This is a genomic window from Acinetobacter sp. YH01003 (genome assembly GCF_013420525.1).
In the GTDB taxonomy this organism is placed as follows: domain Bacteria; phylum Pseudomonadota; class Gammaproteobacteria; order Pseudomonadales; family Moraxellaceae; genus Acinetobacter; species Acinetobacter towneri.
Genome location: NZ_VOXY01000004.1, coordinates 54,623 through 66,769, shown reverse-complemented (window position 1 = coordinate 66,769; position 12,147 = coordinate 54,623). Strand labels below are relative to the sequence as shown.

The window sequence follows — 12,147 nt, the reverse complement described above, 5'->3', positions numbered from 1 at the left end:
AGTTAATTTAGTGCCTTAACTGTCTGTAATAACTGTACGGTTTCATAGAGTGGCAGGCCGACAACATTGCTATAACTGCCCTCAATACGCGGAATATAACGTGCTGCGATGCCCTGAATCGCATAAGCACCCGCTTTTCCAATCGGCTCACCTGTTGCCCAGTAGCTTTCCATATCATCTAGGCTAAGCGATTGAAATTCAACCTGTGTACGTACCACTATACTGGATTTTTTCTGTTTTGTACGCACACAAACCCCTGAAAAAACATCATGTTTTCGACCAGAAAGTTGTGACCAAATGGCAAAGGCATGTGCTTTGGATTCTGGCTTGCCCAAAATCTGCCCATCTACGCCTAGACTGGTATCGGCAGCAATCACAATAGCATCAGGAAATAGCTGTAAAACTGCGTCAGCTTTGGCACATGCCAACCGCTCAACATACGCGGCAACATCTTCGCCCGCCAAAATAGATTCATCAATGTCAGGACTGTAAATTTCAAATTCCAGCCCAAGCTGTTGCAGGAGTTCCCGACGGCGCGGTGAACTTGAGGCAAGAATTAAATGCGCCATTTTCGCAAGAAATAATACAGCACAGGCCAGAGCAAAATACTACTCAGCAAAGGTTGCCAATGACGGGCAAATGGGAACTGAATCCCACCCATGACTTGCATCACCCAAATCAGGGCGAGGTGTGCCAAAATTGCGATTGCACTGATGACCCATAAATTTGCAAACGTCATAATACGGCGTTCACGAGTCAGGAAACGTGCCACAAAAGTAATCACCACAAAACTCAAGGCATTCATGCCCAAAGGTGCATCGAGGAGCAAGTCTGCAAACAAGCCTGTACCAAAGGCAAACCAGATGCCACACCATGTTGGTTGCCCAAGCACCCAAAACAAGGTCACCATCAACATAAACAATGGTCGCCAACCCGAGCCTGTATAAGACAGCGGATACACCATGAGTACGGATGCAGCGATTACTGAAAAAATAATCGGAAATAGTGGATCTTTATTCTTGTTTTGTCCGAGTCGGGTTTGTCCAATTTTAGCGATTGGCATTTGGCTGCTCCTTCGCTAAAGATTCTGAGAACAGCACCACCACATGATGACCACCCGCCAATTGTGCTGCAGGCATCACATCAATTTGTGCAAACTCACCAGAATTATGTCGGCTGATTTTGGCAATGCTTCCAACCAAATATCCTGCAGGGAAATGCTCGCCCAAGCCTGAGCTATAGACTTTCTCTCCAACCTGAATATTGGCACTGGTCGGTACATATTCCATTTTCAAACGCCCTAAATCGCCCGTACCCGACACAATGGCTCGCATGCCTGTATGTTCCAAACGCACTGAAAGTGAGTGTTCTTTGTCAGAAAGCAACATGACACGGCTACTGTGTGGATACACAGCAATGATCTGCCCCATAATGCCTTTATCATCCAAAACGGTTTGCCCGACTTTGAGCTGATTTTGTGAACCACGGTTAATCACAATAATGTGGCGCAAAGGATCGGCATCGGTACCAATCACTTCGGCAATTTCCATGCGTCCATCAATAATTAAAGGCGTATCGAGTAGACCGCGCAGGCGAGTATTTTCTGCAGAGAGTTCAGACAATTTTTGCAAACGGACTTGAGCCTGTAATAGCTCTGCCTGCATCGCGGTATTTTCACGACGCAATTGAGCTTCAGACTTACTTTGTTGACTTAGCCATTCTCGCGACAATACAGGATAGCTTGCAAAGGCATAAATTGGATTATATGCCGCATACAAAACATCACGTGCAGGTTGAATTACATGCGGGACACGCCAGTTAAAGAACAGGATGACCAAGCAAGTAATGACCGCAATTATAAAAGAGCGAAAAGATGGCGGTTGTCTGGAAAACAGATTTGTTTGCACCGCCGAATCCTATGTATTAGCCAACAAATAACATATCGTGGTTTGGATTATCAAAGAATTCCAAGACCTTGCCGCCACCGCGGGTAACGCAAGTTAATGGTTCTTCTGCAACTACCACAGGCAAGCCTGTTTCTTGTGCCAAAAGCTTGTCTAGGTTACGCAATAACGCACCTCCACCGGTGAGCACAATTCCACGCTCTGCAATATCGGAAGAAAGTTCTGGTGGAGTTTGTTCCAGTGCAGATTTTACTGCCGATACAATGCTTTGTAACGGATCAGAAATAGCTTGGGTAATTTCATCAGAAGTTACAGTAATGGCACGTGGCACACCTTCTGCCAAGTTACGACCACGCACTTCAATTTCCAGTGGTTTAGCACCTTCATCTGGCAATGCCATGCCAACTTCTTTCTTAATGGTTTCTGCTGTGGTTTCACCAATCACACAACCATGTGCCTTACGCACGTAGTTAATGATTTGCTCATCAAATACATCACCACCAATACGCAATGAATCTGAATAAACACAACCTTGTAATGAAATGATCGCGATTTCTGTCGTGCCACCGCCAACATCTACCACCATTGAACCACAGGCTTGCTCGACTGGCATACCTGCGCCAATTGCTGCTGCCATTGGCTCTTCAATTAAACGTACATCACGTGCGCCTGCGTTAAACACGGCTTCACGAATCGCACGGCGCTCTACCAAAGTAGATTTGCATGGTACACACACCACTACACGCGGTGCAGGTGGGAATAAACGTTTTTCATGCACTTTGCCAATAAATTGGTTCAGCATGGTTTCAGTCACTTCAAAATCAGCGATGACACCATCTTTCATTGGGCGAATTGCAGAAATGTTTGCAGGGGTACGACCCAACATTTGTTTGGCATCAAGACCGACTGCGGCAACAATTTTCTGTGAACCGCTGTGACGAATTGCCACAACTGTCGGTTCATTTAATATAATGCCTCGTCCTGGCGCATAAATAAGTGTATTTGCTGTACCTAAATCAATGGCTAGGTCTGGCGAAAACAAGCCAATTAGTCGTTTTAGAATCACGGAGTCGTTCTCGATTAAACTTTATGTGGACGCAAGTTGGCAACTTTAACTAAATGTGGTGCGTTGAACAAGTCAATCGCTTATTATAACGCACGATATTTTGAAATTTTTTATTAATACTGATTTTAGGTGATGTTATGTCTACCTCGGATGCTCAGCATTCTGCAGATTTAAATGCACAAACAGTTTCAGCAATTGCCCATCTTGCTCGTCTTAAACTCAATGATACGCAATCTGCTGAGTATGCTCAAAGTCTAAATAAAATTTTAGGCATGATGGAAAGCTTAAAAGGCATAAATACCGATGACGTTGAGCCTTTAAAAAGCCCATTTGACCACCCTCAACCATTACGTGAAGACGTCGTAACCGAACAGAATCATCGTGAGCAATATCAAGCTGTTGCCCCTGCAGTTCAGGATGGCTTGTACCTTGTTCCACGTGTGATTGAATAATTTATTCGGCTGTTACATTTTGACTTCATAAAAAGGTAAAAGAATTTTTCTCATGACAGATTTACATCGCTTATCGATTCGTGAAATCTCTGAGGGTTTAGCGGCAGCCAAATTCTCCTCTCGCGAACTAACAGAACATTATTTAAAACGTATTGCCAAAATTGATCCGCAAGTGCGCTCTTATGTCACCGTGACCAATGAAGTAGCACTGGCACAGGCGGATGCAGCCGATGCATTACGTCAGGCGGGTCAAGCGACAGCACTGACAGGTATTCCTGTTGCACATAAAGATATTTTTTGTACCCAAGGCATTAAAACCTCTGCGGGTTCAAAAATGCTGGACAATTTTATCTCGCCTTATGACGCAACTGTGGTGGCACAAGGTAAAAATGCAGGTTTGGTCACTTTGGGTAAAGTGAACATGGACGAATTCGCAATGGGTTCAACCTCTGAAAGTTCGTTCTATGGCGCGACCAAAAACCCATGGGCACTTGACCATGTACCGGGTGGTTCGTCAGGTGGTTCTGCTGCTGTCGTGGCGGCTGACCTTGCACCATTTGCTACAGGTACAGATACAGGTGGTTCAATCCGTCAGCCTGCGTCTTTCTGTGGTTTGACTGGTCTCAAACCAACTTACGGACGTGTTTCACGTTACGGCATCATCGCTTATGCATCATCTTTAGATCAGGCAGGCCCAATGGCACGCTCTGCAGAAGACTGCGCATATTTAATGAATGTAATGGCAGGTCATGACGCCAAAGACTCAACCTCTATGGATAAAGCGGTTGAAGATTATGTCGCGAACCTGAATGCAACAACGCTCAAAGGCTTACGCATTGGTATTCCGAAACAATACTTCAATGTGGCTGGTTTAGATGCTGCGGTGAAAGCACGTGTTGAAGAATCACTAAAAAAATTAGAAGAATTGGGCGCAGTATTGGTTGAGATTGACCTCAACATGACTGAAAGCTACGTGCCAACTTACTATCTGATTGCGCCTGCAGAAGCATCGTCCAACCTTTCTCGTTACGATGGTGTACGTTACGGCTACCGCGCAGAAAATCCTCAAGATATTTTAGACCTCTACAAACGTTCACGTTCTGAAGGTTTTGGTGCAGAAGTGCAACGTCGTATCTTGATTGGTACTTATGCCCTTTCTGCGGGTTATTACGATGCTTACTACGTGAAAGCGCAAAAAGTCCGTCGTTTAATTCAGCAAGACTTCTTAAAAGCCTTTGAACAGGTCGATGTGATTGCAGCACCAACTGCACCAACAACTGCCTACAAAATTGGCGCGTCTTTAGACCCAGTTGAAATGTATTTGGGTGATATTTACACCATCGCGGTGAACTTAGCGGGCTTACCTGCAATTAGTGCGCCTGTTGGTTTTGACCAAGATCACTTGCCTGTAGGTTTACAATTGATTGGCAATTACTGGTCTGAATCACAACTGTTATCTGTGGTACATCAGTATCAACAAGCGACCGATTGGCATACTCAACGCGCTGCAATTGCTGAGGAGAACGCATAATGGCGAAGAATACTGCTAAACCAAAATCAAACCTGATTGATGGTTGGGAAGTCGTGATTGGTATTGAGATTCATACTCAGCTTGCAACCAATTCTAAAATTTTCTCAGGTTCATCAACCGAATTTGGTCAAGACCCAAATACGCAAGCCAGCCTTGTTGATTTAGCTATGCCAGGCGTCTTGCCTGTGTTGAATAAAGAAGTGGTGGATTTGGCAATCCGTTTTGGCTTGGGTATTGATGCCTACATCGACCAAGCCTCTGTATTTGCACGTAAAAACTACTTCTACCCGGATTCTCCAAAAGGCTACCAGATCAGCCAGATGGATAACCCGATTGTAGGCTTGGGTCATATCGACATCCAACTTGAAGATGGCACAACCAAACGCATTGGCGTAACCCGTGCACACCTTGAGGAAGATGCAGGTAAATCGATTCACGACCAATTTGAAGGCATGTCAGGTATTGACTTAAACCGTGCAGGCACACCTTTATTGGAAATAGTATCTGAGCCAGATATGCGTTCGGTTGAAGAAGCGGTTGCTTACATTAAAGCGATTCACACACTGGTTCGTTGGTTAGGTATTTCTGACGGCAACATGGCTGAAGGTTCGTTCCGTGCGGACTGTAACGTGTCGTTACGTCGTCCGGGTCAACCCTTCGGTACACGTTGTGAACTTAAAAACCTGAACTCATTCCGCTTTATTGAACAAGCGATCAATGTTGAAATTGAACGTCAAATGGAAATCTTGGAATGGGATGGTACGATTGACCAAGAAACACGTTTGTTTGACCCTGTGAAGATGGAAACGCGTTCAATGCGTTCAAAGGAAGAAGCCAACGATTACCGTTACTTCCCTGATCCAGACTTGTTGCCTGTGATTATTCCTGATGCGCAAATTGAAGCCATTAAAGCGACTATGCCTGAGCTTCCTGCTGCACGTCGTGCACGTTTCGTGGCGGACTTTGGTGTAACTGAGTACGATGCTCACGTGCTCACATTGACTCGTGAAATGTCAGAATTTTACGAAGCTGTGGTTGCTGCGGCTGGTGGCGCGGCACAAGGTAAAGTATCTGCAAACTGGGTAATGGGTGAATTCTCTGGTGCTTTAAACAAAGCAGGCTTAGATTTGGCGGACTCTCCTGTTTCTGCGGAAAAACTTGGCGGTATGATCGCGCGTATTGTGGACAACACAATTAACGGTAAGATCGCGAAGCAAGTATTCGGCTTTATGTGGGACGAAGGCAAATCTGCGGATGAAATTATTGCTGAAAAAGGCTTGAAACAGGAAACTGATACAGGCGCGATTGAAGCAATCATCAAAGACGTGCTTGCTGCGAACGAGAAGATGGTTGAAGAGTATAAATCTGGTAAAGAGAAAGCTTTCAACGGTCTTGTTGGTCAAGTGATGAAAGCAGCGAAAGGTAAAGCCAACCCTGCTCAAGTGAATGAATTGATGAAGAAATTGATTGGTTAATCTGATCAGTTTTGAAAAAGAAAACCCGCGAAAGCGGGTTTTTTATTAATCGGTTAAAGATGAAATCAGTGATTCATTCCCATCTATAAAACCATCTAAACCTGTAAAATCGTATGTTGGATCATTTTCTAATATTTTTTCAATAATTAATTTATGATCTCTTTTTGCACGACTTCTATCATAACATTGTGAATTTTGATTAACCTTACTAGCTAAATTTTTTAATTGTTGAAAACTAAAGTTTTGAAAATAAGGACGTATTAACTTATCAAATCTGTGATTAGCTGAATCAAATGATCTTGCAAAAGAGTATCCTTCAATACAGTAGTCATAGAATTTATCTTTACAACTATACTCCTCAGCTTCATCTTCTATAATATTAAAATTTGATAATGAATAATTATTTGAGTTTCTAATTAAATAATCAATATAATCAATAATACGCTTAAACTTAATTAACTGAAACTTACTATCACTTGCCTCAATAATTGTAGTTACAGTTTGAATAGAGTTTTCACTAAAATATTCAAAACACCATCTATTGTTCAATAAGAAATGAAGTAGATTTTCTTTTAAATTATCTTCTAACTGAATATCAGAAATAAAATCTTTTTCTTTATTTAAAAACTCTATAAAAATCTGCTCTTTTCTATTAATGATACTATTTAAAATATCCAAATTAATATCTTTATTGAGTATTGTTTCTGGATTATTAACTCTAAAAAGAAACTTCCATAATGTCTTTAAGAACTTGAGCAATACTGCATTAGGCATTTTTGAAAGGAATTTATGAGAAAAATAACGATCTCTTTGATCATAACCAACTAAAGTATCTCTAATAGTATTCAAATCTTTAAGCATAACATCAATAATTTTAGAGGAAAATAAAGCTTCTTTAGTTAGTACGCTTTCTAGAGCATTTCTTATCAAGCTGTACACTGTCTCTTTTGTAGGAGAGTGCAATAAGTCTGTTGATGTAATTACTGGGTGAGCTGATACATGTCTCATTTTCTGTAAATGCTCTAAATTAGCAACTTCAAAAGTTTCAAAAAAATTTATTTCTTTATAAAACTTATCAATAATCTCAGACTCCCATTTAGATGACTTAGGATCTTTAGTCTGCTCGGCTTGAATGTATTGAAGAATTTGTGCTGCTTTAGGATCACTATAAACACTATCTAACTCCTTCAATTTATGGACAAGATCTGTCACTACAACCGACCAAAGCATCACAGTAGCAGATCTATAATTCCCCATTGCATAAGAAGAGTAAACTTCTTTAAATAATTCTTTTGTATATGGATTTTTAATATTTTCAATGGACTCATCTATAGAAAAATAACTCATTTCTTCCCCCCTAAATTTATATTGTAATCTAGCATAAAGAACTATTTGTTAAATAAGATGACCATTAAAAAAGTAACCTCAATCACCAAACTCGAAGACTTAGGGCGCGTCCAGCTGTCAAAGTCCTTTTTTATGCGTGACTTTCTGTATAGCGAAATCGCCAATTGGTACGGTGTACCAAACTTCCCCGACCATCCTGACATTGCCATTCGCACAGGCAAAGAACTCTGCCAACAACTGCTCGAACCACTCCAAGATAAATTTGGACGAATTGCGATTCGCTCCGCTTATCGCTCACCAAGCGTGAACCAACTCGGAAATGAAAAAGGACATAACTGCGCAAGTAATGAGAAAAACTTTGCCAGTCACATTTGGGACTATCCCGATGCAAAAGGTTATGGGGCAACGGCGTGTATTGTCATTCCATCATTTTTAGCACTGTATGAAAAAGATCAAGTCAATTGGCAACAACTCGCCTATTGGATTCATAATAATTTGAATTACAACCATCTACAATTTTTCCCAAAGCTTTGTGCATTTAATATTGGCTGGCATGAACAGCCTGCACGAGAAATTTATAGTTATATTCAGCCCAAAGGCTATTTATTACGTGGTGAGGCGATAAATAAAGAATTTGAGCAGTTTTATCCTGATCTTATTTAGTTTTACCTTTTAAATTACCCCTCCCCCTTGCGCAGCAGTACTGCTCATCCAAGTGGGAGAAGGAGCTTCCATTACAAATTAAATGCCATCAAAACTTTAATATTGGAAAGGTCTTTAAAACAAGCACTAGTGATAAACTGCACTGTGGTGCAAGGGAGAGATAAATATTTAAATTTTAAAATGAAGAGCAGATCAGAAATTATGCGCTCCTCATTTCATGCCTCTCAACATATTCTTAGCCCCTGCGTGATTATAATTGTTGGCTAAATTCTGCAAAATACGTTTCGCCTGCGCATCTGAATTTGGAAAACGACTCCGATAACTCGAAACACCCGTTAAACAACGTGCCACCAACATGCCAGATTCTGTATAAATACGTGTACCCTCTGCGCCCTGTAACTTGCCATAGTTATAAGCACGTTGCGCATTATTACAGGCATTAATCTGATTACGCCCACTATTTAAATCACGACGTGCTGCAACATATAAACGTGTCTGTTGCTGTTGTGGTGTCTCAACCACGCGTGGTGGAGCTGTTTTTACTGGCGCAACTACAGGCTCTTTTTTCTCTTCAGGTTTTTCTTTCATTTCAGCAACTTTGGTTGCATTTGTTGTTTTTGGATTACTTTGAGCTGCTTTAGGTGCAGCCTTTGCAGGTGTAGAAACCGCGCGGTAAAAACGTCGTGCTTCATCTTCAGACATTATTTTAGTGACCAAACTCACTACTCGCGCTTCACCACGCTGTTCCAACTGGCGCTCTGCCACAGGTTCAATAGATACAATCCAGCTTTCGCCCTGATTACCTACACAGCGGTATGCCCCAATCCCCTGTTTTACATCTCGATAAGTATTGAGTAGTTTTTTAGACCATGCATTTTTGACTAAACTCATTGAGCTTTTATAGGCCAGCGTTAAGCGTCCATGTTGTGACTGGCAATAACTGCCCATATATTTACGTGGAATCATAGATTCAGCAGGCTGATCTTTGCGCTGCGGCCCCCAATAATAGACATATTCTTTGGCAGCACCACTGGGCTGGTTTAAGTTTTTTTGAACAATCAGTTCTTGTGCAGATGCAAAATGCTTCACCGAATTTGGGCTAAATTGATCAACTGTTGCACAACCAAATAATAGGCTGCCAATTCCCCCAATCAAGAGTAATTTTTTGCAGGTCACGTCTCAATTCTCAATTGTTTTTATATAAATGAAAATATATGAATTGGGGCAAAATAACAAATGCAACACCTTGATTTTATAGTTAAATAATCATCGCTTTATTTGAATCGCGTTTGATATTTTTATAAAACAATCCAATTCATCACAGTTTTTTATGATTTTGAATACTAACACTCATATTATTTTTTATACAACTGTTCAGATCAATTTATATTTGGCAGTCACCACTCTAAACATGCGAACGCGACATCCACAACACTTATGAATGTCGCCATCAAAACTATTGATCCAAGGTCGATTCAAATGCTTTTAAACGCTTATGAATAGACAAGAGCTCAATAATAGTCGGCCAAGACGCGATGAGGTACTGGAACGACTCACGGACTTTGCCAAATACGTTGGCGATTTGCATCATCAAGCCCAAGGTAATTGCCCCTGCGGCAATGCTTGGGAATAACACAAATAAGCCGTAAATATTGTCTAATTGCATATACCAAATACGCACCAAGTTAAAATAGGCGTAGTGGAAATATAGACGGAAATAATTAAAGCGCACCTTGCTAAACAGTTCTTTTAAACTCAGCGGATCGGCACGTTCTGGATGATCTTCACCATAAACCAGTTCTTTACGATATGCAGCTTCGACTTTTTGGTTGTTAAATTCCAAACCTGGAAGTTTTGCACCCACCACCATCAACACCACCGTACCAAATACTGCCCAGCCAACAGCCGCCCACACTAAGGCATACGGAATTTCCCCAATTATAGGCAAGGCTTTGACATGCACAGACAAACTAAACAGCACAGGTAAAAATGCCAACAAAGTCATTAGGGCTTCGACTAAATTCACCCCTAAAGTTTCCATGGTTCTGGCAAAACGCATGGTATCTTCTTGAATACGCTGTGATGCACCTTCAATATGTCTGAGTTTTTCCCAATGTGCGGTGTAATAATTATTCATTGCCGTACGCCAACGAAAAACATAGTGACTAACAAAAAATAAATTCAAAACTATTAAGGTCACTGCCACCATGGCGATGTATAAAAAGGTCAGCACACCTGCATAGAGTTCATTGACATCTCCACCGCCACTACTGAGCATTTTTTGAATCAGGTCATAAAATGGGTTGTACCAGGCATTCACCACAACATTGACTTGTACCCCAAACCAAATATTAAACAGGATGAATGCCGATCCCCATACCGACCAGCGCTGCCATGGGTGATTTGCTTTAAGTTTCCAGAAAATGGCAAACAGCGTCGTTGCCACAAAAAACCACAGATAAAACCATAAAAATGCAGGTGACCAAAAACGGCTGACATCGATGGGTAATGTTGCTTCGGCATAGCCTTGCGGGAAGCCAATCCAACTACCCCATGCGCTACCGCCCGAGTACCATAAAGCCAGATTGATCGCGAACCAAACAAGCAATGAAATAAAAAACCACTTTGGATTTGGAAAAAATGACTTAAACATGCAGACAAAAAGCCTTTATTTTTTAAATTGGAATGTAAAACCCAGTGCCTTCACCACTTAAAAAAGCGTGAATGGATACTTTAACTTTTATACTTTATACGCTGTTTTTTCAGCAATAATTTTATTTTTATACTGAAAACTGTAAATTTCATCAATCGGCTATATTTTACTGCGCTGTTCATTTGCCATTCATCTAAGAAATTACATCAAATTTCAATTTCTTATATTTTTAAAATGTCAAATTATGAAGTATTGGGCAAATTTATTGCGATTTTTTGACCAACAATTCAAGTACAAAATATTTAAACCCGACACAAATTTACGATTTTGTGTAGATTATTCATCAATTTACTATATAATACAGTTGATTAAAAATAACTCATTTAGGGTGCGGTATGGAATCTCCAACAGAAAACATTGCTATTGAGCTACTTGAACCTATTGTTCTACGTAAAGAAAACTGCGCACCAATTGAATTCGAGCAAGGTACAATTTTAAAAGTTTTATTGGTTAATCCTAACTCCTACTTGGTTACCGTAGACGACGAATTTAACTTTACTGTCTCTTTAGAAGATGAAAATAAGGTGTGGCGTAAACTTTAATTACTGAGTCGCCACAAACTTTAATGATTGAATGTACGCAAAGCACATTCAATCATTAGATAAAGCTTGATAAATACGCTACTGCTTTCATGGCTTATAAAAACTAAACTTTCATTACACCTATCAATCACAGCATCCTTTTAATTTTTCAGAAGTCCACTTCGGGTATGGCTCTCTGAAAATGTTGCCTAAGATTCAGTTTTCAATCCTCTGTATATCATTGTAGATTTTGCAACAATCTCATCAAAATCACCTTTATATTGGGCAAAATGAGATAAAAATTAGCTTTAAATTTTCATCTTATTTTCTCTATAAAAATCAATAAAATATACCAATTGATCAAACCAAAACAACAACAGCAATGACTTTAAATTCACTTTTACAACTAAGCAAAACCAAAATTAATCAAAAATTATGATAAGATCATGCTTCTTGTAAAACACATTTTTTTATA

Annotated in this window: 12 protein-coding genes; 5 read left to right on the top strand and 7 right to left on the bottom strand. The window is 40.5% G+C overall.

Annotated elements, in window-relative coordinates; all coding sequences use genetic code 11:
• Positions 1-2 precede the first annotated feature (2 nt).
• From FTT70_RS05765 to FTT70_RS05750, 4 genes are read right to left on the bottom strand one after another with little or no spacing between them, the layout of a single operon-like run.
• A complete protein-coding gene (locus FTT70_RS05765) occupies positions 3-569 on the bottom strand; it encodes a Maf-like protein (RefSeq protein ID WP_180168396.1) in 567 nt (188 codons plus the stop codon).
• Complete coding sequence (gene mreD, locus FTT70_RS05760) at positions 557-1,063, bottom strand: rod shape-determining protein MreD (protein WP_178318225.1); 507 nt, start codon at positions 1,061-1,063, stop codon at positions 557-559. Before mreD ends, FTT70_RS05765 begins: the two co-directional genes overlap by 13 nt.
• Positions 1,050-1,907, bottom strand: coding sequence for a rod shape-determining protein MreC (gene mreC, locus FTT70_RS05755; protein WP_131261540.1), 858 nt, complete (start codon positions 1,905-1,907; stop codon positions 1,050-1,052). The genes mreD and mreC overlap by 14 nt, the downstream gene beginning before the upstream one ends.
• A 16-nt stretch (positions 1,908-1,923) precedes the next feature.
• On the bottom strand, positions 1,924-2,970 hold the full coding sequence (locus FTT70_RS05750; RefSeq protein WP_004975408.1) for a rod shape-determining protein: 1,047 nt from the start codon (positions 2,968-2,970) through the stop codon (positions 1,924-1,926).
• A 137-nt stretch (positions 2,971-3,107) separates the two neighbouring features.
• Between FTT70_RS05750 and gatC the strand changes: the two genes are divergently transcribed.
• The 3 genes from gatC to gatB are packed head-to-tail and all read left to right on the top strand — an operon-like array spanning position 3,108 to position 6,428.
• Positions 3,108-3,422, top strand: coding sequence for an Asp-tRNA(Asn)/Glu-tRNA(Gln) amidotransferase subunit GatC (gatC, locus tag FTT70_RS05745; protein ID WP_004975405.1), 315 nt, complete (start codon positions 3,108-3,110; stop codon positions 3,420-3,422).
• Between the two features lie 52 nt (positions 3,423-3,474).
• Positions 3,475-4,953: an Asp-tRNA(Asn)/Glu-tRNA(Gln) amidotransferase subunit GatA gene (gene gatA, locus FTT70_RS05740; protein WP_004975402.1), complete on the top strand. Its 1,479-nt coding sequence runs from the start codon at positions 3,475-3,477 to the stop codon at positions 4,951-4,953.
• The gene (gatB, locus tag FTT70_RS05735) at positions 4,953-6,428 is read left to right on the top strand and encodes an Asp-tRNA(Asn)/Glu-tRNA(Gln) amidotransferase subunit GatB (protein ID WP_180061216.1); all 1,476 of its coding nucleotides are present in this window, start codon (positions 4,953-4,955) and stop codon (positions 6,426-6,428) included. Before gatA ends, gatB begins: the two co-directional genes overlap by 1 nt.
• A gap of 45 nt (positions 6,429-6,473) precedes the next feature.
• Here gatB and FTT70_RS05730 read toward each other — a convergent pair whose 3' ends face one another.
• Positions 6,474-7,775, bottom strand: coding sequence for a hypothetical protein (locus FTT70_RS05730; RefSeq protein WP_180168395.1), 1,302 nt, complete (start codon positions 7,773-7,775; stop codon positions 6,474-6,476).
• Positions 7,776-7,832: 57 nt separating this feature from the next.
• On the opposite strand from FTT70_RS05730, the gene FTT70_RS05725 reads away from it, so the two are divergent.
• Positions 7,833-8,438, top strand: a complete 606-nt coding sequence (locus tag FTT70_RS05725; protein WP_180168394.1) for a hypothetical protein — start codon at positions 7,833-7,835, stop codon at positions 8,436-8,438.
• Positions 8,439-8,648: 210 nt separating this feature from the next.
• Here the strand turns inward: FTT70_RS05725 and FTT70_RS05720 are convergent, their stop codons facing one another.
• Entirely contained in the window at positions 8,649-9,614 is a 966-nt protein-coding gene (locus FTT70_RS05720) for a hypothetical protein (RefSeq protein WP_180168393.1), read from the bottom strand.
• Positions 9,615-9,894: 280 nt separating this feature from the next.
• Positions 9,895-11,091: a peptide antibiotic transporter SbmA gene (sbmA, locus tag FTT70_RS05715; protein WP_180168392.1), complete on the bottom strand. Its 1,197-nt coding sequence runs from the start codon at positions 11,089-11,091 to the stop codon at positions 9,895-9,897.
• 395 nt (positions 11,092-11,486) lie between these two features.
• Here sbmA and FTT70_RS05710 point away from each other — a divergent pair, with 395 nt between their 5' ends.
• A complete protein-coding gene (locus FTT70_RS05710) occupies positions 11,487-11,693 on the top strand; it encodes a hypothetical protein (RefSeq protein ID WP_004975391.1) in 207 nt (68 codons plus the stop codon).
• The last annotated feature ends 454 nt before the right edge of the window (positions 11,694-12,147 follow it).

What these genes read in the sequence shown, in the direction of transcription:
- mreD (WP_178318225.1), bottom strand. Translation starts at nt 1,063, where the DNA reads ATGCCAATCGCTAAAATTGGACAAACCCGACTCGGACAAAACAAGAAT.
- FTT70_RS05725 (WP_180168394.1), top strand. Translation starts at nt 7,833, where the DNA reads ATGACCATTAAAAAAGTAACCTCAATCACCAAACTCGAAGACTTAGGG.
- gatA (WP_004975402.1), top strand. Translation starts at nt 3,475, where the DNA reads ATGACAGATTTACATCGCTTATCGATTCGTGAAATCTCTGAGGGTTTA.
- gatC (WP_004975405.1), top strand. Translation starts at nt 3,108, where the DNA reads ATGTCTACCTCGGATGCTCAGCATTCTGCAGATTTAAATGCACAAACA.
- FTT70_RS05765 (WP_180168396.1), bottom strand. Translation starts at nt 569, where the DNA reads ATGGCGCATTTAATTCTTGCCTCAAGTTCACCGCGCCGTCGGGAACTC.
- sbmA (WP_180168392.1), bottom strand. Translation starts at nt 11,091, where the DNA reads ATGTTTAAGTCATTTTTTCCAAATCCAAAGTGGTTTTTTATTTCATTG.
- FTT70_RS05710 (WP_004975391.1), top strand. Translation starts at nt 11,487, where the DNA reads ATGGAATCTCCAACAGAAAACATTGCTATTGAGCTACTTGAACCTATT.
- FTT70_RS05730 (WP_180168395.1), bottom strand. Translation starts at nt 7,775, where the DNA reads ATGAGTTATTTTTCTATAGATGAGTCCATTGAAAATATTAAAAATCCA.
- gatB (WP_180061216.1), top strand. Translation starts at nt 4,953, where the DNA reads ATGGCGAAGAATACTGCTAAACCAAAATCAAACCTGATTGATGGTTGG.